Here is a 26,684-nt window from a genome sequence, read left to right as displayed (position 1 = left end):
CCGTCGGATCGCCCGCCCGAGACGGAGAGCGCCCGGACACCACCTACCCTTGTCACATGAGCAGCGGCAACCGGAGCGAAGCAGTGGACGTCAGAAAAAGCTATGAGGTGCGCACCTACGGGTGCCAGATGAACGTCCACGACTCCGAGCGCTTGTCGGGGCTCCTGGAGGACGCCGGCTACGTGCGCGCGCCCGAGGGCTCCGACGGCGACGCCGACGTCGTCGTCTTCAATACCTGCGCGGTCCGCGAGAACGCCGACAACAAGCTCTACGGCAACCTCGGCCGGCTCGCCCCGATGAAGACCAGGCGCCCCGGCATGCAGATCGCCGTCGGCGGCTGCCTCGCCCAGAAGGACCGGGACACCATCGTCCAGCGGGCGCCCTGGGTCGACGTCGTCTTCGGCACGCACAACATCGGCAAGCTGCCCGTACTGCTGGAGCGCGCCCGCGTCCAGGAGGAGGCGCAGGTCGAGATCGCGGAATCCCTGGAAGCCTTCCCCTCCACGCTGCCCACCCGCCGCGAGTCCGCCTACGCCGCGTGGGTCTCCATCTCCGTGGGCTGCAACAACACCTGCACGTTCTGCATCGTTCCGGCCCTGCGCGGGAAGGAGAAGGACCGCCGCACCGGCGACATCCTCGCCGAGATCGAGGCCCTGGTCGCCGAGGGCGTCTCCGAGATCACCCTGCTCGGCCAGAACGTCAACGCGTACGGCTCCGACATCGGCGACCGCGAGGCGTTCTCCAAGCTGCTGCGCGCCTGCGGGAAGATCGAGGGCCTGGAGCGCGTCCGCTTCACCTCGCCGCACCCGCGCGACTTCACCGACGACGTCATCGCCGCCATGGCCGAGACGCCGAACGTGATGCCGCAGCTGCACATGCCGATGCAGTCCGGCTCGGACCAGGTCCTCAAGGCGATGCGCCGCTCCTACCGGCAGGAACGCTTCCTCGGCATCATCGAGAAGGTGCGGGCCGCGATGCCCGACGCCGCGATCTCCACCGACATCATCGTCGGCTTCCCCGGCGAGACCGAGGAGGACTTCGAGCAGACCATGCACGCGGTCCGCGAGGCGCGCTTCGCGAACGCCTTCACCTTCCAGTACTCCAAGCGGCCCGGCACCCCCGCCGCCGACATGGACGGCCAGATCCCCAAGGAGATCGTCCAGGAGCGCTACATGCGCCTCTCCGCCCTCCAGGAGGCCATCTCCTGGGAGGAGAACAAGAAGCAGGTCGGCCGCACCCTGGAGGTCATGGTCGCCGAGGGCGAGGGCCGCAAGGACGGCGCCACCCACCGGCTCTCCGGCCGCGCCCCCGACAACCGCCTGGTCCACTTCACCAAGCCGGACCAGGACGTCCGCCCCGGCGACGTGGTGACCGTCGAGATCACCTACGCCGCCCCGCACCACCTGCTCGCCGAGGGCACCCCGGTCGCCGTGCGCCGGACCCGCTCGGGCGACGCCTGGGAGAAGCGGAACGCCGCCCCGGCCGCCAAGCCGGCCGGCGTCATGCTCGGCCTGCCCGGCATCGGTGCCCCGGCCCCCCTGCCCGCGACGGCGGCCCCGGGCTGCGGCTGCGACTGAGGTACGGGGAGGGGGCCGGGGCCGGAAGCGCCGCCCGCCCGGGCCGCCCGGTCGGCCCGGCACAGGGACCGCAGTACGCTGCCGACCATGCTTGTCGCCGCCGCTGTCTGCCCCTGTCCGCCGCTGCTCGTCCCCGACGTGGCCGCCGGTGCCGCACCCGAGCTGGACGCCGCCCGGACGGCCTGCACCGACGCCCTGGGCGTCCTCGCCGCCTCCCGGCCCGACCTGCTCGTAGTGATCGGCCCGGCCGAGCCCGCCGGGCGCGGCACCCACCCCGAGGGGGCCGTCGGCGGATTCCGGGAATTCGGCGTCGACCTGGAGGTTCGGCTCGGCCGGGACCGGGGAACGCGCGACGCCCGCCCCTCCCGCCCTCGCTCGCGGTGGGCGCCTGGCTCCTCGCCCGTACGGGATGGGCCGACGCCCCCGTCGAGGGCTTGGGCGTGGGCGAGCCGCTGGAGACCGCGCGCTGCACGGAGACCGGGCGGGAGCTGGCCCGCCGGGCCGACCGGGTCGCCCTGTTGGTGATGGGCGACGGCAGCGCCTGCCGCACGGTGAAGGCCCCGGGCTATCTGGACGAGCGCGCGGCAGCCTTCGACGCGGAGGCCGCACGGGCGCTGGGCACCGCCGACCCGGAGGCGCTGGCCGCACTGGACGAGGCACTCGCGTACCAGCTCAAGGCCGCGGGGCGCGCGCCCTGGCAGGTGCTGGCGGGCGCGGCCGAGGGAGCGGGTCTGGCCGGGCGGCTGCTGTACGAGGACGCGCCGTACGGTGTCGGCTACCTGGTCGCCAGCTGGTCCTGACGGCACACGGACGCGTGGAGGGCCCCGGAGCGGTGACCGCTCCGGGGCCCTCCACGCGTCCGGTCAGGCTGCCGGCGGGGGCGGCGGGGGCGTGCCGCCGTCCTTGTTCGCCAGCTTGTCCACCGCGTCCTTGGCCTTCTGCCGGCCCGTCACGATCTTGTCGCTGTACTTGCCCTTGGTCTTCTCGTCCACCGTCCGGGCGGCCTTCTCGAGCCCCTGGTCGATCTTGTCCCCGTGCTGCTGCGCGAGGTCGCTGACCTTCTCCTTGGCCGGGGCCAGCTTCGCCTTCACATTGTCCATGAAGCCCATCGGGCACCTTCTCCGCTCGGAAACTGTGAGAAATAACCCATATGTACAACCACTGTACGGGGAAGACCGCACTGTCGCGTCACCTTCCCCGCCCGGGCTTCCCTCATTCGGGATACTCGGCGCGGGTTTGAGGGAGACTGAGCCGGTGACAAGCTCAGCTCCCACACCTCGGGTCATCACCGTCGTCGGCCCCACCGCAGCAGGAAAGTCCGACCTGGGCGTGTACCTCGCCCAGCAGCTCGGCGGCGAAGTGATCAACGCCGACTCCATGCAGCTCTACCGGGGGATGGACATCGGCACCGCCAAGCTGACGCTCGCCGAGCGTGCCGCCGTACCGCACCGGCTGCTGGACATCTGGGACGTCACCGAGACCGCCAGCGTCGCCGAGTACCAGCGCCTCGCCCGCGCCGAGATCGACCGGCTCCTCGCCGAGGACCGCACCCCGATCCTGGTCGGCGGCTCCGGCCTGTACGTGAAGGGCGCGATCGACGCCCTGGAGTTCCCCGGTACGGACCCCGGCGTGCGGGCCGCACTGGAGGCGGAGCTGGACGAGCACGGCTCCGGAGCACTGCACGCCCGGCTCGCCGCCGCCGACCCGGAGGCCGGCCGGGCGATCCTCCCGAGCAACGGCCGCCGCATCGTGCGCGCCCTGGAGGTCATCGAGATCACCGGCAAGCCGTTCACCGCGAACCTCCCCGGCGACGACGCGGTCTACGACGCCGTCCAGATCGGCGTCGACGTGGAGCGCCCCGAACTCGACGAGCGCATCGCCCTGCGCGTCGACCGCATGTGGGAGGCGGGCCTCGTGGACGAGGTGCGCGCCCTGGAGGCGGAGGGGCTGCGCGAAGGGCGTACCGCCTCGCGGGCCCTGGGCTACCAGCAGGTGCTGTCCGCGCTCGCCGGCGAGTGCACCGAGGACGAGGCGCGCGCCGAGACCGTGCGCGCCACCAAACGCTTCGCGCGCCGTCAGGACTCCTGGTTCCGCCGCGACCCGCGCGTCCAATGGCTCAGTGGCGCCGTCGAGCACTGCGGGGAACTCCCCAGCCAGGCGCTGGCGTTGGTCGAACGAGCGGTTACAGCCTGATCACGTCATGGCATCGGGACGCCCCGCCCGTCATTTCGGCGACCGCGGGCGTGCCATCATCGAGCATCGATCGACTGGAGTCCGAGTTGGGAGGGCGCGTGGCGATGGAGGCCGGCCCTCGCGACACGGAACAAGACGCACCGGAAAGCGGCGCAGCGGGCGCCGGGCGTGAGGCGGACGGCCTCAGCCCGGACGGGCCCGACGAGCTCGAAGTGACCCCCGAGGTCGAGGTCGAGCTGCGGCCCGCCCGCCGGCTGCGCATCTGGCAGCTCGCGCCCATCGTCATGCTCGCCGCGGTGGGCTCGCTGATGTTCGCCTTCCCGCTGGCCTTCGAGTTCGGCGACGGCGGCGCGGTCGTCGCCATGCTGGGCCTCCTGATCAGCTGCTGCGCCGCCGGATGGTCCATGATGGCCGCCCGCCGCGTCGGCTACGCCTGGCCCGGTCTGCCCTCCAAGGGCTCGCCGCAGCGCCCGGACTGGCGCGTGATCGCGCTCTACGCCGGGGTCTGCGCTGTGCTCGTCGCGCTCGCCGTCTGGCGCGTGGCCCGGCTGCGCTGACCGGCCGGGGCCGTGGGCCGAGGAGCGCCCCCCCGGGGCCCGTCCGCGCGGCGGACCGTTTTCCGGCTGTCGGTGCCGCCTCGTACAGTTGTCCCGTGACCACCTCGCAGATCGCCTTCCTCAAGGGCCACGGCACCGAGAACGACTTCGTGATCGTTCCCGACCCGGAGAACGCCCTCGACCTGCCCGCCTCCGTCGTCGCCCGGCTCTGCGACCGCCGCGCCGGCATCGGCGGCGACGGCCTGCTGCACGTCGTGCGCTCCGCCGCGCACCCCGAGGCGAAGGCGATGGCCGAGGACGCCGAGTGGTTCATGGACTACCGCAACTCCGACGGCTCTGTTGCCGAGATGTGCGGCAACGGCGTACGGGTCTTCGCCCGCTACCTCGAGCGCGCCGGCCTGGTCGAGCCGGGCGACCTCGCGGTCGCGACCCGGGGCGGCGTCAAGAAGGTCCACCTCGCCAAGAACGGCGACGTCACCGTCTCCATGGGGCGCGCCCTGCTCCCCGCCGACGGCGTCACCGTCACCGTGGGCGGCCGGGCCTGGGACGCCCGCAACGTCAACATGGGCAACCCCCACGCCGTCGCGTTCGTGGACGACCTGGCCCACGCCGGCGATCTGCTCACCGAGCCGTCCTTCGCCCCGGCCGCCGTCTACCCCGAAGGCGTCAACATCGAGTTCGTCGTGGACCGGGGCCCCCGCCACGTCGCCATGCGGGTCCACGAGCGCGGCTCCGGCGAAACCCGCTCCTGCGGCACCGGAGCCTGCGCGGTGGCCGTCGCGGCCGCCCGCCGGGACCAGGCCGACCCCGCGAGGACCGGCGAGCCCGTCACGTACACCGTCGACCTCCCCGGCGGCAGCCTCGCCATCACGGAGCACCCCGACAGCGGGATCGACATGACCGGACCGGCCGTCATCGTCGCCGAGGGCATGATCGATCCGGCGTGGCTCGAAACGCCGAACGAGTAACGCTTCGCTCGAATGGGTGATCCGTTTCACGCTGGGCGAGAGCGGGACTCCGCCGCGTGGTGGGCTCGGTAGCATCAAGCACCGGCCCGGAGGCGCGCCGCGCCTCCCCACCGCCGGTCGACGTCGCCGGAGGTGCCCCCATGAGTGCAGAGGCCACCAGCCCAGGTGCTCCCATCCGCAGGCGGGGCCGTCCCCGGATCGACCTCCGCCGGCTCGGCAGAGCCGCGCTCTTCGGTCCGGTCTCCCGCGACCGGCTCCCGGACGCCATCGCGCATGTCGCCGAGGTGCACCGGGTCCACCATCCCGACGCCGACCTCTCGGTCCTCCAGCGCGCCTATCTGCTCGCCGAGACCTCGCACCGGGGGCAGATGCGCAAGAGCGGTGAGCCCTTCATCACCCATCCGCTCGCCGTCACCCTCATCCTCGCCGAGCTGGGCGCCGAGACCACCACACTGACCGCGTCCCTGCTCCACGACACCGTCGAGGACACCGAGGTGACCCTCGACCAGGTGCGGGAGGAGTTCGGCGAGGAGGTCTGCTACCTCGTCGACGGCGTCACCAAACTCGAAAAGGTCGACTACGGGGCCGCCGCCGAACCCGAGACCTTCCGCAAGATGCTGGTCGCCACCGGGGACGACGTCCGCGTCATGTCGATCAAGCTCGCCGACCGGCTGCACAACATGCGCACCCTCGGCGTGATGCGGCCCGAGAAACAGGCCAGGATCGCCAAGGTCACCCGCGACGTGCTGATCCCCCTCGCCGAACGGCTCGGTGTCCAGGCGCTCAAGACCGAGCTGGAGGACCTGGTCTTCGCCATCCTGCATCCCGAGGAGTACGCCCGCACCGAAGCGCTGATCACCGAGGCGGCGGACGGCCCCGACCCGCTCGGTGCCATGGCGGGGAACGTGGCCTCGGTGCTCCGCGAGGCCGGCATCTCCGCGGAGGTGCTGGTCAGGCCCCGCCACTTCGTCTCGGTCCACCGCGTCCGGATCAAACGCGGCGAACTGCGCGGCAGCGACTTCGGACGGGTCCTGGTGCTCGTCGGTGAGGACGCCGACTGCTACGCCGTCCTCGGCGAGCTGCACACCTGCTTCACCCCGGTGATCTCCGAGTTCAAGGACTTCATCGCCGCCCCCAAGTTCAACCTGTACCAGTCGCTGCACACCGCGGTGGTCGGCCCGGACGGCGAGGTGGCCGAGATCCTCATCCGCACGCACCGCATGCACAAGGTCGCCGAGGCCGGCGTCGTCGCCCTCGGCAACCCGTACGCCTCCGAGGGCGCCCCCCAGACCGCCGAACCGGCCGACGACGGCGAACGCGCCGACCCCACCCGCCCCGGCTGGCTCTCCCGCCTCCTCCAGTGGCAGCAGTCCGCGCCCGACCCCGACACCTTCTGGACCACCCTGCGCGCCGACCTCGCCCAGGACCGCGAGATCACCGTCTTCCGCACGGACGGCGGCACGCTCGGCCTGCCCGCCGGCGCCAGCTGTGTCGACGCGGCCTACGCCCAGCACGGCGACGCCGCCCACGCCTGTATCGGGGCCCGGGTGAACGGCCGGCTGGCCACGCTGAGCACCGTGCTGAAGGACGGCGACACCGTGCAGCCGCTGCTGGCCGAGGATCCCGCGTCCGGCCCCTCGCCGGACTGGCTCGACCATGTGCGCACGCCCGCCGCCCGCATCGCCATCACCGGCTGGCTCGACGCCCACCCGCAGCCGGCGGAGACCGGCCGGCCCGGCGAACCGGCCGACCCGGACCCGCAGCCGGTCCCGCCCTCGGTGCCCCGGACCGCCCGCGCCCGCACCGCGACCGCCGTGGCCGAACGGCCGGACGCCGCGGTACGGCTCGCCGGCTGCTGTACGCCCGTGCCCCCGACGAGGTCACCGGCATCCCCGTACGCGGCGGCGCCGCCGTCACCGTGCACCGGCTGGAGTGCCCCGCCGTGGCCCGCATGGAGGCGGTCGGCCGGACCCCGGTCGCGGTGAGCTGGGGCGAGGAGCAGGCGTGCCGGGTGACGCTGGTCGCCGAATCGTTCGGCCGCCCCCGCCTCCTGGCCGACCTCACCGAGGCGATCGCGGGGGCCGACGCCGCGGTGATCTCCGCGACCGTCGAGCCCCCGAGCGAACAGCGCGTACGGCACACCTACACGCTGCGGCTCCCGGACGCGGCCGGTCTGCCCGCGCTGATGCGGGCGATGCGCGAGGTGCCCGGCGTGTACGACGTGAGCCGCGCCCAGCATCCGGCCGGGGCGCTCTGAGGCAGCGGGCGGTCGAACGCGCTCTCTCCGGTACCGGGCCGTCAACCGCGTTCTCATTCGGGTGGCGCGGCGCGCGCCGCGCCCGTCCGGCGGGGCGGCGCTGATAGCCGTAGTCCATGCCGTTCCTCTCCCGCCGCTCGCGGGCCGCCGTGCTGGCCGCCGCGTCGGCCGCCCTCGTCGCCGCCACCCTGCCCGCCGACCCGGTGCCCCTCGGCATCGGCGACCCGCTCTTCCCGCACCTCGGCAACCCCGGGTACGACGTGCTCGCGTACGACATCGGCCTCACCTACAAAGGCCGCAACGACGAGCCGCTGGACGCCGTCACCACCATCGACGCACGGACGACCGAGCCGCTGGACCGGATCAACCTCGACTTCACCCGGGGCACCGTCCGCTCCGTCGCCGTCAACGGGCTGCGCGCCGGCTTCGAGACCGCGGGCGAGGACCTCGTCGTACGGCCGGCGGGCCGCATCCCGGCCGGAGTGCCGCTGCGCATCACCGTCCGCCACACCAGCGACCCCACCGGCGAACAGGACAGCGGCGGCTGGGTCCGCACCGCCGACGGGCTCGCCATGGCCAACCAGGCCGACGCGGGACACCGGGTCTTCCCCAGCAACGACCACCCCGCCGACAAGGCGTACTTCACCTTCCGCGTCACCGCGCCGAACGACAGGACCGTCGTCGCCAACGGCGTCCCCACCGGCCGCAGCCGCAACGGCGACAGCACCACCTGGACCTACCGCACCGAGCACCCCATGGCGACCGAACTGGCCCAGGTCAGCATCGGCGCCTCGACCGTGGTGCGGCGCACCGGACCGCACGGACTGCCCGTGCGCGATGTCGTACCGACCGCCGACCGCGACCGAGTGGAGACCTGGCTGAAGAGGACCCCCGCCCAGCTGGAGTGGATGGAGAAGCAGGTCGGGCGCTACCCCTTCGAGAACTACGGAATCCTCGTCGCCGACACCGAGACCGGATTCGAGCTGGAGACCCAGACCCTGTCCCTCTTCGAGAAGCGCCTGTTCACCGATACGCGCTTCCCCGCGTGGTACGTCGAGTCGGTCATGGTCCACGAACTGGCCCACCAGTGGTTCGGCGACAGCGTCTCCCCGCAGTCCTGGTCCGACCTCTGGCTGAACGAGGGGCACGCCACCTGGTACGAGGCGCGGTACACCGAGGACCACATGGACGCCCCGCTGGAGGCACGCATGCGGAACGCCTACATCCGCTCGGACACCTGGCGGGCCGCCGGCGGGCCGCCCGCCCGGCCCGCGGCCCCGAAGCCCGGTCAGAAGATCAGCCTCTTCCGGCCCGTCGTCTACGACGGCAGCGCCCTCGTCCTGTACGCGCTGCGCCAGGAGATCGGCCACGGCGCCTTCGACCGGCTGGAACGGCTCTGGGTCCACAAGCACCGCGACTCCAACGCGGCCACGGCCGACTTCGTCCGGCTCGCCTCGCAGGTGGCGGGGCGCGATCTGACCGCCTTCTTCGACGGCTGGCTGTACGGGACGAAGACACCGCCCATGCCGGGGCACCCGGACTGGCGGAGCACCGCGCCGGCCGCCTCGTAAACCCGGGTGACGCCCCGCGCCCGCCGTGCCACTATCGACGGGTCGCCGAGGCGGCCGGAGCGGAGGAATTCCTGCCCGGGAATCTTCCGCACAGGTCACGCGTTGTGACTGATGCAACCACTTCTATCGACGTAAGGATCCAATGACCTCCTCTTCTTCCCTTCCCCAGGACGCGCACAACGCGCAGAGTGCCACGGAGAACGCGACCGAGAGCCTCACCGAGGGCCTGCGGGCCGACGCCCTGATGGAAGAGGACGTCGCCTGGAGCTTCGAGATCGACGGAGAGCGGGACGGCGACCAGCTCGACCGTTCGGAGCGCGCCGCGCTGCGGCGTGTGGCCGGCCTCTCCACCGAGCTCGAGGACGTCACCGAGGTCGAGTACCGACAGCTCCGCCTGGAGCGCGTGGTGCTCGTCGGTGTCTGGACCTCGGGCACCGTGCAGGACGCGGAGAATTCGCTCGCCGAGCTGGCGGCCCTCGCCGAGACGGCCGGAGCGCTGGTGCTCGACGCCGTCTTCCAGCGCCGCGACAAGCCCGACCCGGCCACGTACATCGGTTCCGGCAAGGCGCTGCAACTGCGTGACCTCGTCGTCGAGACCGGGGCCGACACCGTCGTCTGCGACGGTGAGCTGTCCCCGGGCCAGCTGATCCACCTCGAAGACGTCGTCAAGGTCAAGGTGGTCGACCGGACCGCCCTGATCCTCGACATCTTCGCCCAGCACGCCAAGTCCCGAGAGGGCAAGGCGCAGGTCTCCCTGGCGCAGATGCAGTACATGCTGCCCAGGCTCCGCGGCTGGGGCCAGTCGCTCTCCCGTCAGATGGGCGGTGGCGGTACCAGCGGCGGTGGCGGCATGGCGACCCGTGGTCCCGGTGAGACCAAGATCGAGACCGACCGGCGCCGTATCCGCGAGAAGATGGCGAAGATGCGCCGGGAGATCGCGGAGATGAAGACCGGCCGTGACCTCAAGCGCCAGGAACGCCGGCGCAACAAGGTGCCCTCGGTCGCCATCGCCGGCTACACCAACGCCGGCAAGTCCTCGCTGCTCAATCGCCTGACCGGGGCGGGAGTGCTGGTGGAGAACGCCCTGTTCGCCACCCTCGACCCGACCGTGCGCCGGGCCGAGACGCCGAGCGGCCGGGTCTACACGCTCGCCGACACCGTCGGGTTCGTCCGGCATCTGCCGCACCACCTGGTCGAGGCGTTCCGCTCCACCATGGAGGAGGTCGGCGACTCCGACCTCATCCTGCATGTGGTGGACGGCGCGCACCCGGTGCCGGAGGAGCAGCTCGCCGCGGTGCGCGAGGTGATCCGCGAGGTCGGCGCGACGGACGTGCCCGAGATCGTCGTGGTCAACAAGGCGGACGCGGCGGACCCGCTGGTCCTCCAGCGCCTCCTGCGCAACGAGAAGCACGCCATCGCGGTCTCCGCCCGCACCGGAGCCGGCATCGACGAGCTGCTCGCGCTGATCGACAGCGAGCTGCCCCACCCGTCGGTCGCGGTCGAGGTACTCGTGCCGTACACCCAGGGCGGACTCGTCTCCCGGGTGCACGCCGAGGGCGAAGTGGTCTCCGAGGAGCACACCTCGGAGGGCACGCTGATCAAGGCGCGGGTCAACGAGGAGCTGGCCGCGGAGCTGGCCTCGTTCGTCCCCGCCGTGCACTGAGCCGTACCGCACCCGGAACGACCGGAAGGCCCGTCCCCTCGCGAGGGGACGGGCCTTCCGGCCTTCCTACGGGCGGCGCCTCACTGGGCGCCGTACTTCTCGCTCATCATCGTGAAGATCTGCTCGGCGCCCTCGCCGAGGTGCGGTCCGGCCAGCCAGCCGGACGTCACCGGGCCGATGGACGTGTTGGAGACCAGTGCGAGCTTCCCGTCGCTGCCCTCGCTGAACCATCCGCCACCGGACGAACCGCCGGTCATGGTGCAGCCGATGCGGTACATCGTGGGCGTGGCCGGGCTGATCGAGAGCCGGCCCGGACGGTCGACGCACTTGTGCATGATCAGACCGTCGTACGGCGGGGCCGCCGGGTAACCCCAGGCGCCCATCGCGCTGATCTGCGAGACCTCGGGGGCGTCGAAGTTCACCGCAAGGGCGTTGCCCACGGTCTCCTCCAGGGACTTCGTGCCGTGCTCCGGCTTCACATGCAGCACCGCGTAGTCGTACGGGGCGCCCTCGCCGCCGGTGGGACCGCCGTCCTTGATCCACTCACCGGAGGTGCTGGCCCAGTCGGCCCAGTACGCGCCGTACGGGGCGATCTCCTGCGGCTGCGCGTTCTCCAGCGCCGCGGCGCTCTTTCCCTGGTCGTTGTACGCAGGCACGAAGACGATGTTGCGGTACCAGCCGCCGGCGGACCCGGCGTGCACACAGTGGCCGGCGGTCCACACCAGGTTGGACTTCCGCGGGTGCTCCGGGTCCTTGACGACCGTGCCCGAGCAGACCATGTGGCCCTTGGGGGAGTCGAAGAAGACCTTCCCGACCGGGGCCGCGTAGTCGTGGTACGGCGTCTTCTCGCGCTCGGCGGTGACCGGTCGGGGCTCCGGGTCGGTGACGCCCCGGTCGCCGGAGAGGTCGCCGGCGGACATGGTCTTGGCCGGGTCCTTCGCCGACTTCATCCGGTCCGGCTTCCACAGCCCCTCGATGACCGGGTTGACGAAGTCCTTGGCCTCACGCAGCCACTTGTCCTTGTCCCAGTTCTTCCACTCGCCGTCGCGCCACTTGTCCGGGTCGATCCCGTGCTTCTTGAGTTTGTCGGCCAGTCCGGCGGGAAGGCCGCTGCCCTTGTCGGTGCCACCGGCGGCCGAGGCGGAGGCGGTGGCGGCCGGCTTGTCGGCGCCCTCGTCCTCGGTGGGCCCGCAGGCCGTGGCTGTCAGCGCGAGCGCGGCGACCAGACCGGTCGCGGCGAGCAGCGGACGTATGGATCGCATGAAAAGGAATCCCCCTGAGATCTGCACATGTGCTGTCTGCGTGCCAGGGGCCCCCGGAGCGGACGGTGCCGCTCCGGAGGCCCCTGGCCTTCCGTCGTACGCGCCCGCGCGGGCGCGGTCCTGCCTGCTACTTGTCCGCGTACTTGTCGCTGACCGCGTCGTAGACGCCCTTGGCCTCCGGGCCGAGACGCGGTCCGGCGAGCCACCCGGCCGTCACCGGGCCGATGGAGGTGTTCGAGACCAGCGCCGGCTTGCCGTCCTGGCCCTTGGCGACCCAGCCGCCACCGGAGGAACCGCCGGTCATGGAGCAGCCGATGCGGTACATCGTCGGGTCGTCCTGCGCGAGCGAGAGACGGCCCGGCTTGTCCTTGCACTGGAACATCTTCTGGCCGTCGTACGGCGCCGCGGCCGGGAATCCGGTGGCCGTCATGTCGGTGATCTTGGGGACCGCCGGGGCGTTGAACTCGACCGGCAGGGCCGAACCGACCGTCTCCTCCAGGGACTTGCCGCCCGATCCCTCCTCGGGCGTCACATGCAGCACGGCGAAGTCGTACGGGGCGCCGAGGCCGCCGACCGAAGCGCCCTGGTCGATCCACTGCTGGGAGGTCTGCGCCCAGGTGCCCCACCAGATGCCGTAGGGGGCGACCTTCTCCTTCGGCGGGTTGTTCCGCAGCTCGGACGTCGACAGGCCGCTGTTGTTGTACGAGGGGACGAAGGCGATGTTGCGGTACCAGCCGCCCTTCTTGCCCGCGTGCACACAGTGGCCGGCGGTCCACACCATGTTGGACTTGCCGGGGTGCGCCGGGTCCTTCACCACGGTCGCCGAGCAGACCATCGAGCCCTCGGGGCCGTCGAAGAACAGCTTGCCCGACTCCGGCGCGTTGTCGTGGTACTGGGTCTGCACGCCCACGGCCCGGACCGGGGCGGGCGTCGGGTCCGTCACGCCCTCGTCGCCCGAGATGTCGTTGTCGACCGGCTTCTCCGGCGGCTTGTCGGCGTCCTGCATGCGGTCCGGGTCCCAGAGGCCCGCGATGATCGGGTTGATGTAGTCCTGGGCCTCACGCAGCCACTTGTCCTTGTCCCAGTTCTTCCACTCGCCGCCCTTCCACTTGTCGATGTCGATCCCGTGTGCCTTGAGCCGGTCCTTCAGATCGTCGGGGATGGCGATCTTGCCGTCCGACGTCGCACCGGCCGAGGCGCTGCTGCTCGGTTCGGACTTCGCGTCGTCCTCGGTCGGCCCGCAGGCGGTCGCCGTGAGCGCGAGGACCGCGGTGAACGCGGCGGTGACAAGCACGGGGGAGGAGGCGCGACGCGCACTCCTGCCTCGACGTGTGGTGGTTCCTGGTCGAACGAGACGCATCTGCTGATCCCCCTGGGACTTCGTAACTCAACGCTTCTGTACTGCACTTGTGCCCGGCGCGCCGCAAGGTCCGCCGAACGGGCAGGAAGCAGCGCGGTCTTCGGGGCGTGCCCGAGCCCGGCGCGGCCCCCACTATGCCGGTGCCGTGGTCGGCGGTGCGCGGCAGGGTTGCGCTCCGCAAGGATCTTCGGATTTACCCGTGATCCTTTGCCCCCTCGGTCGTTGGTACGCGTGGGGGGCACGGAGACAGCGTTCACCCTCGCAGGCCGTCCTTGCGAAATCGTACTGACGTGCAACGCAACTGTTACAGCGGGAGGATCAAGAGCCGTGGCCGTGACCGAACCAGCTCCGGCGCCACCTCTGGCCGCCCACGAAGGCATCCTGCGCCGCCAGTCGCTGCGTGAATCGGCCGCCCGCACCTATGCCAGGTCGCTGCCGATCGTGCCGGTCCGGGCCCGTGGACTGACCATCGAGGGCGCGGACGGGCGGCGCTACCTCGACTGCCTGTCCGGAGCGGGGACGTTGGCGCTCGGCCACAACCACCCCGTCGTCCTGGAGGCGATCAAGAAGGTCCTCGACTCGGGGGCCCCGCTGCATGTGCTGGACCTGGCCACCCCGGTCAAGGACGCGTTCGTCACCGAGCTGTTCGGCACGCTGCCGCGGGAGTTCGCCGACAACGCCCGGGTCCAGTTCTGCGGACCCGCCGGTACGGACGCGGTCGAGGCGGCGTTCAAGCTGGTCCGCGCCGCCACCGGCCGCAGCGGCCTGCTGGCCTTCACCGGCGCCTACCACGGCATGACGGAGGGCGCCCTCGCGGCTTCCGGCGGCGCCGAGGACGTACGGGTGACCAGGCTGCCCTTCCCGCAGGACTACCGCTGCCCCTTCGGCATCGGCGGCGAGGCCGGTGCGCGGACCGCCGCCCACTGGACCGAGAACCTGCTGGACGACCCCAAGAGCGGCACGCCCGCCCCCGCCGGGATGATCCTCGAACCGGTCCAGGGCGAGGGCGGGGTCAACCCCGCGCCCGACGGCTGGATGCGCCGCATGCGCGAGATCACCGAGACCAGGTCCATCCCGCTGATCGCGGACGAGGTCCAGACCGGCGTCGGCCGGACCGGCGCCTTCTGGGCCGTCGAGCACAGCGGCATCGTGCCCGACGTCATGGTGCTGTCCAAGGCCATCGGCGGCTCCCTCCCGCTCGCCGTGATCGTCTACCGCTCGGAGCTCGACACCTGGCAGCCCGGCGCCCACGCCGGCACCTTCCGCGGCAACCAGCTCGCCATGGCGGCCGGCACGGCAACCCTCGCGTACGTCCGAGAGAACGGCCTCGCCGAACGCGCCGGGGTGCTCGGCGGCCGCATGCTGGCGAGCCTCAGGTCGCTCGCCGCCGACCATCCGTGCGTCGGCGACGTCCGGGGGAGGGGCCTGATGATCGGCGTCGAGATCGTGGACCCCGAAGCCCGCCCGCAGGGCACCGGCACCGAACCGCCGCCGGACCCGGTCCTCGCCGCCGCCGTCCAGCAGGAGTGCCTGAGCCGCGGGCTCATCGTCGAACTCGGCGGCCGGTACTCCACCGTCGTACGCCTGCTGCCGCCCCTCACGCTCACCGACGAACAGGCGACAGCGGTGGTCGACCGCCTCGCCGACGCCCTGGCAGCGGCGGAGCGCTCACCGCACCGCCGCCTGCCGACCGGATCGCTCCGCTGACCACGGACACCAGCACAGGAAGACCGCCGTGAACCCCACCCCCGCGCCCGAGGCCGACGGCCCTCCCCCCACCCACCTTCCCGAGTCGGACGCCCCCGGCGGGCTCGCCGTCGAGGCGACGACCGTGCCGCGTCAGAAGGACACCCCGCACGAGCTGTGGCACGCGTCGCGGCCCGCTTCCCCGCCGCAGACCGCCCTACACCGGGAAGACCCGGCGACCGACCCCGACGACCCGGCCGCCGACCCCCTCGACCATCCGGACCCGCTCCGCGCCGCCGACGCGGCCGGCATCGAGAACCTGCTGCGCTGCTGGGTCCGCGAGAACGACCTCCCCGGCCGGCCGGGGAGACCCTGCGCGTCCCGCTCCCGGCGAGCGGCACCGCCCTGCTCGTCCCCGTCCGCCACTGGTCCGCCACCGGCTGGCACCGCTTCGGGCCCCCGCCCTGGAGCAGGCACCGGCCGACGCGCCCACCGCCGACGCGGTCACCGTGGCCGCCCTGCTCGGCCGGGAGGCCGGACACCACGACGGCGCCGACATGGCCGGCCGGGTCGCCGACTCGGTACGGCGCACCGCCGCGTTCATCGAGGAGCGGCGCCGCCGGCCCGCCGCACCCGACGAGGCGGACCTCTTCCTCACCGCGGAACAGTCGCTTCTCCTCGGCCACCCCCTGCATCCTTCGCCCAAGAGCAGGGAAGGGCTCACCGACGCCGAAGCGCGCCGCTACTCACCCGAGCTCCACGGCTCCTTCCCGCTCCACTGGATGGCCGCCGACCGCTCCGTGCTCGCCACCGACTCCGCCTGGACCGACCAGGGCCGCCCCGTCCCCGCTGCCGACCTGGTCGCCCGGCACGCCCCGGGCCTGGCCCTCCCCGAACACACCGCGCCCCTTCCGCTCCACCCCTGGCAGGCCCGCGAGCTGCGGAGCAGGCCCGAGGTCGCCGCCCTGCTCGACGCCGGCCTCCTGCACGATCTCGGCCCGTACGGCGCCCCCTGGCACCCCACCTCGTCGGTGCGCACCGTCCACCGGCCGGGGACCGACCTGATGCTCAAGCTCTCCCTCGGCGTCCGGATCACCAACTCCCGCCGGGAGAACCTCCGCAAGGAGCTCCACCGGGGCGTCGAGGTCCACCGGCTGCTCCGTACCGGCCTCGCCCGCGAGTGGCACGCGGCGCACCCCGGCTTCGACATCGTGCGCGATCCCGCCTGGCTCGCCGTGGACACCCCGGACGGCGCGCCCGTGCACGGCCTCGACGTCATGCTCCGGCACAACCCCTTCAGCCGGTACGACGACGCCGTCTGCATCGCCGGGCTCACCGCGCCGCGCCCCTGGCCCGGCCGGACCGGCGTGCACTCGCGCCTCGCCGACGTGGTCCACCGCCTCGCCGCGGCCACCGGGCGGACGACGACCGCGGTGGCCGCCGAGTGGTTCCTGCGCTACCTGGAGCGCGTCGTCCACCCGGTGCTCTGGCTCGACGCCCACGCCGGGGTCGCGCTCGAAGCCCACCAGCAGAACACCCTCGTACTGCTGGACGCGGACGGCTGGCCCACCGGCGGCCGTTACCGTGACAATCAGGGCTACTACTTCCGGGAATCGCACCGCACCGCGCTCGACCAGAGGCTGCCCGGCATCGGATCGGTCAGCGACACCTTCGTCTCCGACGCCGTCACCGACGAACGCTTCGCCTACTACCTCGGCATCAACAACGTATTCGGACTGATCGGGGCGTTCGGCTCCCAGGGGCTCGCCGACGAGCAGATGCTCATCGACGCCTTCCGGCGATTCCTGAAGTCGGCGGGCGAACTGGGCTCGCCGTTCCCCGTCCACCTGCTCGAAAACCCGCGCCTGCGCTGCAAGGCGAACATGCTGACCCGCCTGCACGGCCTGGACGAACTCGTCGGCCCCGTCGACACCCAGTCCGTCTACGTCACCATCACCAACCCCCTGCACGGCTGAGAGCCGGGGGCGAAGAGCCGATCGCGGAAAGCGTCACCGAAAGCGCCCCGAAGCGCCGCCGCGAGCACCGCCGAGAGCTGAGAGAGGAGCGCCACCCGTGTCTCCCCCCGACGCGCCCGCCGGTCCCGGCCTCCGGGCGGACTGGGCCCCCGTCCCCACACCGGCCGGGGAGTTCCGGCTCGTCCCCGTCCGCCCGGAGCGCGATCTTCCGACCCTCACCCGCTGGATGAACGACCCCGTCGTCGCCGCCTTCTGGGAGCTGGCCGGCGACGAGAGCGTCACCGCCCGGCACCTCGCCCCCCAGCTCGCCGACGACAGCCACAGCACCCCGTACCTCGGGGTGCTGTCCGGCATGCCCATGAGCTACTGGGAGCTGTACCGCGCCGACCTCGACCCGCTCGCCCGCCACTACCCGGCCCGGCCGCACGACATGGGCGTCCACCTCCTCATCGGCGAGGAGCGCCACCGGGGCCGCGGGACCGGCACGGTGCTGCTGCGCGCCGTGGCCGGCCTGGTGCTCGACCACGTCCCCCTCTGCACACGGGTCGTGGCCGAGCCCGACGTCCGTAACGCCCCGTCCGTCTCCGCGTTCCGCAGCGCCGGATTCCGCCTCTCCGCCGAGATCGAACTCCCGGAGAAGCGGGCCGCGCTGATGGTCCGTGACCGAGCCCACCGCACCCGGCCATGAACGCATCCCCGACCCGTCCGCACCGCTCGAACCCCATCGGTTCCCACCCGAGGAGTCCCCGTGCCCACATACCCCGCGCACCACGACGCAACGGAGCCGCCCGCACTGCTCACCACCCCGGAGCTCAACGGGGACGCCTGGGACCGGGCCGCCTCCCGGATGCTCGCGAAGATGCTCGGTGAATTCGCCTACGAGGAAGTCATCGAGCCGGCTCCGCGAACCGCCGGCGGCAGCACGTACACCCTCCCGCTGGACGACGGCGGCAGCCTCTCCTTCACCGCCCGGCGCGGCGTGTACGGGAGTTGGCGCGTCGACCCCGGATCGATCCGCGCGGAGGGCCCCGACCCCGCGGCGGGCAGCGTCCCGTTCCGCGATCCGCTGCTGTTCGTGACCCGGGCCCGCCGCCTCCTCGGCCTGGACGGCGCCACGCTCGGCCACCTCCTCCGCGAGCTGACGACCACGCTCGCCGCGGACGCCCGTCTCGACCACACCGCGCTCACCGCCGCCGAGCTGGCCGGTCTCGGCTACGCGGAGCTGGAGGGCCACCAGACCGGCCACCCCTGGATCGTCGCCAACAAGGGAAGGCTCGGCTTCTCCGCCACGGACGCCGCCCGCTACACCCCCGAGGCCCGCGAGCCCGTCCGGCTGCCGTGGCTCGCCGTCTCCCACCGGATCGCCGAGTACCGGGGCGTCCCCGCGCTTTCCACCCCGGACAAGCTCTACACCCAGGAACTCGACCCAGCGGTCCGCGCGTCCTTCGCCGACAGCCTGCGCGCACGCGGCCTGGACCCGGACGGCTATCACTACCTGCCGGTCCATCCCTGGCAGTGGGACGAATGGATCGTGCCCCTGTTCGCACCGGCCATCGCCGCCCGAGACATCGTGCCGCTGCCCGCGGACCCGGACGTCCGGCTGCCGCAGCAGTCCATCCGCACCTTCGCCAACCTCGCCCGGCCCGACCGGCACACGGTCAAGCTGCCGCTGTCGGTCCTCAACACCCTGGTCTGGCGCGGGCTGCCCACCGAGCGCACCATCGCCGCGCCCGCCGTCACCGGCTGGGTGCTGGGCCTGCGCGACAACGACCCGTTCCTGCGCGACACCTGCGGCGTGATCCTCCTCGGCGAGGTCGCCTCGGTCACCGTCGAGCACCCGCTCTACGACCACCTCCCCGAGGCGCCGTACCAGTTCAAGGAGATCCTCGGGGCGATCTGGCGCGAGCCGCTGCCGCCGCGCCTGGCCCCGGGGGAGCGGGCCCGTACCCTCGCCTCCCTGCTCCACACCGACCCGGCGGGGCGCGCCTTCACCGCCGAGCTGGTCGAACGCTCCGGACTCGCGCCCAGCGTCTGGCTGACCCGGCTCTTCGCCGCCCTGCTGCCGCCGCTGCTGCACTTCCTCTACCGCTACGGCACCGTCTTCTCCCCGCACGGCGAGAACGCGATCGTGGTCTTCGACGGGGAGGACGTGCCCGTCCGCCTCGCGATCAAGGACTTCGTGGACGACGTCAACGTGAGCGCGCAGCCGCTGCCCGAGCACGACACCATGCCGGCGGATGTGCGCCGCGTCCTACTGACCGAGGAACCGGCCTTCCTCACCCAGTTCATCCACTCCGGACTCTTCACCGGGGTCTTCAGGTTTCTCTCCCCGCTCTGCGAGGAACAGCTCGGCGTCCCCGAGGGCGAATTCTGGTCACTCGTCCGGGCGGAGATCCTGCGCTACCACGCCCGCTTCCCCGAGCTGAAGGAGCGGTTCGAGATGTTCGACATGCTGACCCCGCGCATCGACCGCCTCTGTCTGAACCGGAACCGCCTGCATCTGGACGGCTACCGCGACCGGCCCGTACGCCCGCACGCGGCGGTCCACGGCAGTGTGGCCAACCCGCTCCACCCCTCCGAGTGAGGCCGGGAGTGCCCGTCGATGTCAGCGGCGCCCCGTAGGCTGGCCGGGCTATGACGAAGCCATCCCTCCCCGAGCTCCTGCACGCCGCCGTCACCGCCGTCGGCGGTACGGAGAGGCCCGGCCAGGCCGCCATGGCCGCCGCCGTCGCCGAGGCCGTAGACGACCAATCCCACCTGCTCGTCCAGGCCGGCACGGGGACGGGCAAGTCGCTCGGCTACCTGGTGCCGGCCCTGGCGCACGGCGAGCGCGTCGTCGTGGCCACGGCGACGCTGGCCCTCCAGCGCCAGCTCGTGGAGCGCGATCTGCCGCGTACGGTCGACGCGCTGCATCCGCTGCTGCGCCGCCGCCCTCAGTTCGCCATGCTCAAGGGCCGGTCGAACTACCTCTGCCTGCACCGGCTCCACGAGGGCGTGCCGCAGGACGAGGAGGAGGGCCTCTTCGACCAGTTCGAGGCGGCGGCCCCGTCCAGCAAGCTCGGCCAGGACCTGCTGCGCATGCGCGACTGGGCCGACGAGACGGAGACCGGCGACCGGGACGACCTCACGCCCGGGGTCTCGGACCGGGCCTGGGCGCAGATCTCGGTCTCCTCGCGGGAGTGCCTGGGCGCGAGCAAATGCGCGTACGGGGCGGAGTGCTTCGCCGAGCAGGCCAGGGAGCGCGCCAAGCTCGCCGATGTGGTGGTCACCAACCACGCGCTCCTCGCGATCGACGCCATCGAGGGCGCCCCGGTGCTCCCGCAGCACGAGGTGCTGATCGTGGACGAGGCCCACGAGCTGGTCTCCCGGGTCACCGGTGTGGCCACCGGCGAGCTCACCCCCGGCCAGGTCAACCGCGCGGTGCGGCGCGCCGCGAAGCTGGTCAACGAGAAGGCGGCCGACGCGCTGCAGACCGCATCCGAGGGCTTCGAGCGGGTCATGGAGCTGGCGCTCCCCGGCCGCCTGGAGGAGGTGCCGGAGGACCTGGGGTACGCGCTGATGGCCCTGCGGGACGCCGCGCGCACGGTGATCTCGGCGATCGGCGCCACGCGGGACAAGTCCGTCCAGGACGAGGACGCGGTCCGCAAGCAGGCGCTGGCCTCCGTGGAGTCCGTCCACGCCGTCGCCGAGCGCATCACGGAGGGCTCCGAGTACGACGTCGTCTGGTACGAGCGCCACGACCGGTTCGGCGCCTCGGTGCGCGTCGCCCCGCTCTCCGTCTCCGGGCTGCTGCGCGAGAAGCTGTTCGCCGAGCGCTCCGTCGTGCTCACCTCCGCCACGCTCAAGCTGGGCGGCGACTTCAACGGCGTGGGCGCCTCCCTGGGCCTCGCCCCGGAGGGCACGGCGGGCGAGGACGTCCCGCAGTGGAAGGGCCTGGACGTCGGCTCCCCGTTCGACTACCCGAAGCAGGGCATCCTGTACGTCGCGCGGCATCTGGCGACCCCCGGCCGCGAGGGCTCCCGCACGGACATGCTGGACGAGCTGTCCGAGCTCATCGAGGCGGCCGGCGGGCGCACGCTGGGGCTGTTCTCCTCCATGCGGGCGGCCAAGGCGGCGGCCGAGGAGCTGCGCGAACGGCTGGACAAGCCGATCCTGCTCCAGGGCGAGGAGACGCTGGGCGAGCTGATCAAGAATTTCGCCGCCGACCCGGAGACCTGCCTCTTCGGCACGCTGTCGCTGTGGCAGGGCGTGGACGTCCCGGGGGCGAGCTGCCAGCTGGTGGTCATGGACCGGATCCCGTTCCCACGGCCCGATGACCCGCTGATGAGCGCGCGCCAGAAGGCGGTCGAGGAGGCCGGGGGCAACGGCTTCATGGCGGTGGCGGCCACGCATGCCGCGCTGCTGATGGCTCAGGGCGCCGGGCGTCTCGTACGGGCCACGGGGGACAAGGGGGTCGTAGCGGTGCTCGACCCGCGCCTGGCCAACGCGCGCTACGGCAGCTATCTGCGGGCCTCGCTCCCCGACTTCTGGTACACCACCGACCGCAACCAGGCCCGCCGCTCGCTGGCCGCGATCGACGCGGCGGCCAAGGCGGACGGGCGGTAGGGCTCGGAGGCGTACGGACGCGTACACGAAAAGGGGCCCCGAGGCCGGCGCGCAGCCGGGCCGGGGCCCCTTCTCCCAGAGAGCGTGAGGTGCGGGTCTCAGACCCTGCGCAGCACCGCGACGACCTTGCCGAGGATCGTCGCCTCGTCGCCGGGGATCGGCTGGTACGCGGCGTTGTGCGGGAGCAGCCAGACGTGGCCGTCCTCGCGCTTGAAGCGCTTCACCGTGGCCTCGCCGTCCAGCATGGCGGCCACGATGTCGCCGTTCTCCGCGACGGGCTGGCGGCGCACGGTGACCCAGTCGCCGTCACAGATCGCGGCCTCGATCATCGAGTCACCGACGACCTTGAGCACGAAGAGTTCGCCGTCGCCCACCAGCTGGCGGGGGAGCGGGAAGACGTCCTCGACGGACTCCTCGGCGAGGATCGGCCCACCGGCGGCGATCCGGCCCACCAGCGGCACGTACGAGGCGGCGGGCTTGCCCGTGGTGTCCGTCGGCTGCGTGCTCGGCTGGTCCGAGCCGCGCACCTCGTACGCCCGGGGGCGGTGCGGGTCGCGGCGCAGGAAGCCCTTGCGCTCCAGCGCCATCAGCTGATGGGCGACGGAGGAGGTGCTGGAGAGGCCCACCGCCTGACCGATCTCCCGCATCGACGGCGGATAGCCGCGCCGCTGCACGGAGTCCCGGATGACCTCGATCACCCGCCGCTGCCGGTCCGTGAGCCCCGAGCTGTCCGCCCGGATTCCGGGAGGTCGTCCGGGGAGCGAGCGCGCTGGGCGCCCGGGCTCCGGGCCCTCCGTGTTCGTGACTGAGTCATTCATGGCATGCACCGGCTCGAGTCGGCTCTGGGAGCGGTCCTGGGCAGTGATGATGGCACTGTCTGCGGTGGTGGTCACGTCGGCGGCCCCTCTCGAATGGTCTCCCTGGCTGCACAACGGTAGTAGCTTTCGAAAGGTTGCGCCAAACACACGTTCGAGTGAAAAACGAATAAAAGACTGTCGGGGTTCCACCGCCGGGTGTATGAGGCTGCCTACAGTGCGCGACGAGACGCTGCCGCCGAGGGCGGTGCCGCTCGCCCCGGCGGTGGTCGCGGCCGCCCCGGACCGTAGCGCGGCACCCTGTGCGGCGCCGTCGCGGGGTGGCTGCCCGGTCGTCCGCCGTCCGGGCGCTTCCCGTACCCTCTTGGTCGGCCTTACGCTGCCTTCCGGCCGCCCTCCGGCGCGACACGCGCGTAGGGCCGAATGCGCGGCCGGACCCAAGATCTAGTGGTTGGATACTTCCGACCGCCCCGAATGTAGTGGTCCCCCGTCTATCGGGGTGCGGTCATCGCCTATGCTTGAGACCGCTTCGAGGGCCCCGAACGGGCCTGAAGAGGCTATTCAGTCGTGCTGTGAAGGAGGGTTGGGAGCCATGCACTGCCCCTTCTGCAGGCACCCCGACAGCCGGGTCGTCGACAGTCGCACCACCGACGACGGGACCTCGATCCGCCGGCGCCGCCAGTGTCCCGACTGCTCCCGCCGCTTCACCACGGTGGAGACCTGTTCACTCATGGTGGTCAAGCGCAGCGGGGTCACCGAGCCCTTCAGCCGCACCAAGGTCATCTCGGGTGTGCGCAAGGCGTGTCAGGGGCGGCCCGTCACCGAGGACGCCCTCGCCAAGCTCGGCCAGCGGGTCGAGGAGGCGGTGCGCGCGACCGGCAGCGCCGAGCTGACCACGCACGACGTGGGCCTGGCCATCCTCGGCCCCTTGCAGGAACTCGACCTCGTCGCCTACCTGCGCTTCGCGTCCGTGTACCGGGCGTTCGACAGCCTCGAAGACTTCGAGGCCGCCATCACGGAACTCCGTGAGCGGCGGCCCCGCGCGGAATCATGCGGGAGCGGCGAGACCATCGAGGTCCCCGCGCCCGCCGTCGCCGCCGACTGAGCGGCAGCCGCCGGCCGCGCCGATCCGGGGATCGCGCGGGCCGGCACCTGGACCTTGCTCCGGGCGACGTATGACGAATGCGGCGGCCGAAGCATCAGACACACACTGTGCCCGGGGAAGTTCTCGGCACTTCAGGGCGTTTTTGCCCATATATGGGAGGCGGCATGACAGAGACGGCGAGCGGCCCGGCACGAGGTTCCCGCAACAAGGGGACCAAGTCGACTGCGTCCAAGCAGGGCCTGCGTATCGAGCGCATCCACACCACCCCCGGCGTGCATCCGTACGACGAGGTGTCGTGGGAGCGCCGTGACGTCGTCATGACCAACTGGCGCGACGGCTCGATCAACTTCGAGCAGCGTGGCGTCGAGTTCCCCGACTTCTGGTCGGTGAACGCGGTCAACATCGTCACCAGCAAGTACTTCCGGGGCGCCGTGGGCACCCCGCAGCGCGAGACCGGTCTGCGGCAGCTGATCGACCGGATCGTCAAGACGTACCGGAAGGCCGGCGAGGACTACCAGTACTTCGCCTCCCCCGCCGACGCGGAGATCTTCGAGCACGAGCTGGCGTACGCCCTCCTGCACCAGATCTTCAGCTTCAACTCCCCGGTCTGGTTCAACGTCGGCACTCCCCAGCCGCAGCAGGTCTCCGCCTGCTTCATCCTGGCCGTCGACGACTCCATGGAGTCGATCCTCGACTGGTACAAGGAAGAGGGCATGATCTTCAAGGGCGGCTCCGGGGCCGGCCTGAACCTCTCCCGCATCCGTTCCTCCAAGGAACTCCTCTCCTCCGGCGGCAACGCCTCCGGTCCCGTCTCCTTCATGCGGGGCGCCGACGCCTCCGCCGGAACGATCAAGTCCGGTGGCGCCACCCGCCGCGCGGCCAAGATGGTCATCCTCGACGTCGACCACCCCGACATCGAGAACTTCATCGAGACCAAGGTGAAGGAGGAGGAGAAGATCCGCGCCCTGCGCGACGCGGGCTTCGACATGGACCTGGGCGGCGACGACATCACGTCCGTCCAGTACCAGAACGCCAACAACTCGGTCCGTGTGAACGACGAGTTCATGAAGGCCGTCGAGTCCGGCGGCAAGTTCGGGCTGCGCGCCCGGATGACCGGCGACGTCATCGAAGAGGTCGAGGCCAAGTCCCTCTTCCGCAAGATGGCCGAGGCCGCCTGGGCCTGCGCCGACCCGGGCATCCAGTACGACGACACGATCAACCACTGGCACACCTGCCCCGAGTCCGGCCGGATCAACGGCTCGAACCCGTGCAGCGAGTACATGCACCTGGACAACACCTCGTGCAACCTCGCCTCGCTGAACCTGATGAAGTTCCTCAAGGACGACGGCAAGGGCAACCAGTCCTTCGAGTCCGAGCGCTTCGCCAAGGTCGTCGAGCTGGTCATCACCGCGATGGACATCTCCATCTGCTTCGCCGACTTCCCGACCGAGAAGATCGGCGAGAACACCCGCGCCTTCCGCCAGCTCGGCATCGGCTACGCCAACCTCGGCGCCCTGCTGATGGCGACCGGCCACGCGTACGACAGCGACGGCGGCCGCGCGCTCGCCGGCGCCATCACCTCGCTGATGACCGGCACCTCGTACAAGCGCTCCGCCGAGCTGGCCGCCGTCGTCGGCCCGTACGACGGCTACGCCCGCAACGCCGAGCCGCACCAGCGCGTCATGAAGCAGCACGCCGACGCCAACGCGGTGGCCGTGCACGCCGACGACCTGGACAACCCGATCTGGGCCGCCGCGACCGAGGCGTGGCAGGACGTGATCCGGCTCGGCGCGAAGAACGGTTTCCGTAACGCGCAGGCCTCGGTCATCGCGCCCACCGGCACCATCGGTCTCGCGATGTCCTGCGACACCACCGGCCTCGAGCCCGACCTCGCCCTGGTCAAGTTCAAGAAGCTGGTCGGCGGCGGCTCGATGCAGATCGTCAACGGCACCGTCCCGCAGGCCCTGCGCCGCCTGGGCTACCAGGAGGAGCAGATCGAGGCGATCGTCGCCCACATCGCCGAGCACGGCAATGTGATCGACGCCCCCGGCCTGAAGACCGAGCACTACGAGGTCTTCGACTGCGCGATGGGCGAGCGTTCCATCTCCGCGATGGGCCACGTCCGCATGATGGCGGCCATCCAGCCGTGGATCTCCGGCGCGCTCTCCAAGACGGTGAACCTGCCCGAGACGGCCACCGTCGAGGACGTCGAGGAGGTCTACTTCGAGGCGTGGAAGATGGGCGTCAAGGCGCTCGCGATCTACCGCGACAACTGCAAGGTCGGCCAGCCCCTCTCCGCCAAGACCAAGGAGAAGGAGAAGGAGGCCGTCACGGCCAAGGCCGAGGACACCATCCGTACCGCGGTCGAGAAGGTCGTCGAGTACCGCCCGGTCCGCAAGCGTCTGCCGAAGGGCCGGCCCGGCATCACCACCTCCTTCACGGTGGGCGGCGCCGAGGGTTACATGACGGCCAACTCCTACCCGGACGACGGCCTGGGCGAGGTCTTCCTGAAGATGTCCAAGCAGGGCTCGACCCTCGCGGGCATGATGGACGCCTTCTCCATCGCGGTCTCGGTCGGCCTTCAGTACGGCGTCCCGCTGGAGACGTACGTCTCGAAGTTCACCAACATGCGCTTCGAGCCGGCCGGCATGACGGACGACCCGGACGTGCGGATGGCGCAGTCGATCGTGGACTACATCTTCCGCCGCCTGGCGCTCGACTTCCTGCCCTTCGAGACCCGCTCGGCGCTCGGCATCCACTCCGCCGAGGAGCGTCAGCGCCACCTCGACACCGGTTCCTACGAGCCGACGTTCGAGGAGGAGCAGCTGGAGGCCGAGACCATGGCCCAGACCGCCCCGGTCCGGACGGAGACGCTGAAGGCGGTCGCCCCGGTCCAGGAGACCGCGAAGGCCGAGCCGAGGACGGCGCACACCTCGGCCGAGCTGGTCGAGATGCAGCTCGGCATCAGCGCGGACGCCCCGCTCTGCTTCTCCTGCGGTACGAAGATGCAGCGCGCCGGCTCCTGCTACATCTGCGAGGGCTGCGGCTCCACCAGCGGTTGCAGCTGATCGTCGAACAGTGAGTGCGGG

16 protein-coding genes and 3 pseudogenes are annotated in these 26,684 nt (G+C 71.7%); 15 read left to right on the top strand and 4 right to left on the bottom strand.

The window, feature by feature from the left end; translation table 11 throughout:
• Positions 1-56 precede the first annotated feature (56 nt).
• Together miaB and NEH16_RS07550 are read left to right on the top strand one after the other, a co-directional pair.
• Positions 57-1,577 carry a tRNA (N6-isopentenyl adenosine(37)-C2)-methylthiotransferase MiaB gene (gene miaB / locus NEH16_RS07555; protein ID WP_265540395.1) on the top strand — a complete coding sequence of 507 codons (1,521 nt, stop codon included), beginning with the start codon at positions 57-59 and terminating at the stop codon, positions 1,575-1,577.
• Between the two features lie 87 nt (positions 1,578-1,664).
• A pseudogene (locus NEH16_RS07550) lies at positions 1,665-2,377 on the top strand (class III extradiol dioxygenase subunit B-like domain-containing protein).
• Positions 2,378-2,440: 63 nt separating this feature from the next.
• On the opposite strand, the gene NEH16_RS07545 reads toward NEH16_RS07550, so the two are convergent.
• On the bottom strand, positions 2,441-2,686 hold the full coding sequence (locus NEH16_RS07545) for an antitoxin (RefSeq protein WP_265540393.1): 246 nt from the start codon (positions 2,684-2,686) through the stop codon (positions 2,441-2,443).
• 145 nt (positions 2,687-2,831) lie between these two features.
• Between NEH16_RS07545 and miaA the strand changes: the two genes are divergently transcribed.
• From miaA to hflX, 6 genes and pseudogenes are all read left to right on the top strand, one after another.
• A complete protein-coding gene (gene miaA, locus NEH16_RS07540) occupies positions 2,832-3,770 on the top strand; it encodes a tRNA (adenosine(37)-N6)-dimethylallyltransferase MiaA (protein ID WP_265540391.1) in 939 nt (312 codons plus the stop codon).
• Between the two features lie 104 nt (positions 3,771-3,874).
• On the top strand, positions 3,875-4,327 hold the full coding sequence (locus NEH16_RS07535; RefSeq protein WP_073967397.1) for a hypothetical protein: 453 nt from the start codon (positions 3,875-3,877) through the stop codon (positions 4,325-4,327).
• 95 nt (positions 4,328-4,422) lie between these two features.
• On the top strand, positions 4,423-5,295 hold the full coding sequence (gene dapF, locus NEH16_RS07530; protein WP_265540389.1) for a diaminopimelate epimerase: 873 nt from the start codon (positions 4,423-4,425) through the stop codon (positions 5,293-5,295).
• Between the two features lie 140 nt (positions 5,296-5,435).
• Positions 5,436-7,552: pseudogene (locus NEH16_RS07525) on the top strand (RelA/SpoT family protein).
• Positions 7,553-7,668: 116 nt separating this feature from the next.
• Complete coding sequence (locus tag NEH16_RS07520) at positions 7,669-9,123, top strand: M1 family metallopeptidase (protein ID WP_265540387.1); 1,455 nt, start codon at positions 7,669-7,671, stop codon at positions 9,121-9,123.
• Between the two features lie 142 nt (positions 9,124-9,265).
• On the top strand, positions 9,266-10,786 hold the full coding sequence (hflX, locus tag NEH16_RS07515; protein WP_265540385.1) for a GTPase HflX: 1,521 nt from the start codon (positions 9,266-9,268) through the stop codon (positions 10,784-10,786).
• An 80-nt stretch (positions 10,787-10,866) separates the two neighbouring features.
• Here the strand turns inward: hflX and NEH16_RS07510 are convergent, their stop codons facing one another.
• Both NEH16_RS07510 and NEH16_RS07505 read right to left on the bottom strand, forming a co-directional pair.
• Positions 10,867-12,048, bottom strand: a complete 1,182-nt coding sequence (locus tag NEH16_RS07510) for a trypsin-like serine peptidase (RefSeq protein WP_265540382.1) — start codon at positions 12,046-12,048, stop codon at positions 10,867-10,869.
• Positions 12,049-12,175: 127 nt separating this feature from the next.
• Positions 12,176-13,408, bottom strand: coding sequence for a trypsin-like serine peptidase (locus NEH16_RS07505; protein WP_276104726.1), 1,233 nt, complete (start codon positions 13,406-13,408; stop codon positions 12,176-12,178).
• 327 nt (positions 13,409-13,735) lie between these two features.
• On the opposite strand from NEH16_RS07505, the gene NEH16_RS07500 reads away from it, so the two are divergent.
• The 5 genes and pseudogenes from NEH16_RS07500 (at position 13,736) to NEH16_RS07480 (ending at position 21,675) form a co-directional block, all read left to right on the top strand.
• Positions 13,736-15,115: a diaminobutyrate--2-oxoglutarate transaminase family protein gene (locus NEH16_RS07500; protein ID WP_073967404.1), complete on the top strand. Its 1,380-nt coding sequence runs from the start codon at positions 13,736-13,738 to the stop codon at positions 15,113-15,115.
• A 28-nt stretch (positions 15,116-15,143) separates the two neighbouring features.
• Positions 15,144-17,070, top strand: a pseudogene (locus tag NEH16_RS07495) (IucA/IucC family protein).
• Positions 17,071-17,167: 97 nt separating this feature from the next.
• The gene (locus tag NEH16_RS07490; RefSeq protein WP_073967406.1) at positions 17,168-17,758 is read left to right on the top strand and encodes a GNAT family N-acetyltransferase; all 591 of its coding nucleotides are present in this window, start codon (positions 17,168-17,170) and stop codon (positions 17,756-17,758) included.
• Between the two features lie 60 nt (positions 17,759-17,818).
• Entirely contained in the window at positions 17,819-19,654 is a 1,836-nt protein-coding gene (locus tag NEH16_RS07485) for an IucA/IucC family protein (RefSeq protein ID WP_265540379.1), read from the top strand.
• A 50-nt stretch (positions 19,655-19,704) separates the two neighbouring features.
• A complete protein-coding gene (locus NEH16_RS07480) occupies positions 19,705-21,675 on the top strand; it encodes an ATP-dependent DNA helicase (protein WP_265540377.1) in 1,971 nt (656 codons plus the stop codon).
• A gap of 98 nt (positions 21,676-21,773) precedes the next feature.
• On the opposite strand, the gene lexA is transcribed toward NEH16_RS07480, so the two are convergent.
• The gene (lexA, locus tag NEH16_RS07475; protein WP_026171816.1) at positions 21,774-22,568 is read right to left on the bottom strand and encodes a transcriptional repressor LexA; all 795 of its coding nucleotides are present in this window, start codon (positions 22,566-22,568) and stop codon (positions 21,774-21,776) included.
• Between the two features lie 514 nt (positions 22,569-23,082).
• Between lexA and nrdR the strand changes: the two genes are divergently transcribed.
• Positions 23,083-23,595: a transcriptional regulator NrdR gene (gene nrdR, locus NEH16_RS07470; RefSeq protein ID WP_073967409.1), complete on the top strand. Its 513-nt coding sequence runs from the start codon at positions 23,083-23,085 to the stop codon at positions 23,593-23,595.
• Positions 23,596-23,759: 164 nt separating this feature from the next.
• Positions 23,760-26,663 carry a vitamin B12-dependent ribonucleotide reductase gene (locus tag NEH16_RS07465; RefSeq protein ID WP_073967410.1) on the top strand — a complete coding sequence of 968 codons (2,904 nt, stop codon included), beginning with the start codon at positions 23,760-23,762 and terminating at the stop codon, positions 26,661-26,663.
• Positions 26,664-26,684: the final 21 nt, after the last annotated feature.

The organism is Streptomyces drozdowiczii (assembly GCF_026167665.1).
Lineage (GTDB): Bacteria > Actinomycetota > Actinomycetes > Streptomycetales > Streptomycetaceae > Streptomyces > Streptomyces drozdowiczii_A.
The sequence above is the reverse complement of the archived record's forward strand: the minus strand, read 5'-3'. Positions and strand labels throughout refer to the sequence as shown.

What these genes read in the sequence shown, in the direction of transcription:
- miaB (WP_265540395.1), top strand. Translation starts at nt 57, where the DNA reads ATGAGCAGCGGCAACCGGAGCGAAGCAGTGGACGTCAGAAAAAGCTAT.
- NEH16_RS07465 (WP_073967410.1), top strand. Translation starts at nt 23,760, where the DNA reads ATGACAGAGACGGCGAGCGGCCCGGCACGAGGTTCCCGCAACAAGGGG.
- hflX (WP_265540385.1), top strand. Translation starts at nt 9,266, where the DNA reads ATGACCTCCTCTTCTTCCCTTCCCCAGGACGCGCACAACGCGCAGAGT.
- NEH16_RS07480 (WP_265540377.1), top strand. Translation starts at nt 19,705, where the DNA reads ATGACGAAGCCATCCCTCCCCGAGCTCCTGCACGCCGCCGTCACCGCC.
- NEH16_RS07535 (WP_073967397.1), top strand. Translation starts at nt 3,875, where the DNA reads ATGGAGGCCGGCCCTCGCGACACGGAACAAGACGCACCGGAAAGCGGC.
- NEH16_RS07545 (WP_265540393.1), bottom strand. Translation starts at nt 2,686, where the DNA reads ATGGGCTTCATGGACAATGTGAAGGCGAAGCTGGCCCCGGCCAAGGAG.
- NEH16_RS07520 (WP_265540387.1), top strand. Translation starts at nt 7,669, where the DNA reads ATGCCGTTCCTCTCCCGCCGCTCGCGGGCCGCCGTGCTGGCCGCCGCG.
- nrdR (WP_073967409.1), top strand. Translation starts at nt 23,083, where the DNA reads ATGCACTGCCCCTTCTGCAGGCACCCCGACAGCCGGGTCGTCGACAGT.
- NEH16_RS07510 (WP_265540382.1), bottom strand. Translation starts at nt 12,048, where the DNA reads ATGCGATCCATACGTCCGCTGCTCGCCGCGACCGGTCTGGTCGCCGCG.
- NEH16_RS07505 (WP_276104726.1), bottom strand. Translation starts at nt 13,408, where the DNA reads ATGCGTCTCGTTCGACCAGGAACCACCACACGTCGAGGCAGGAGTGCG.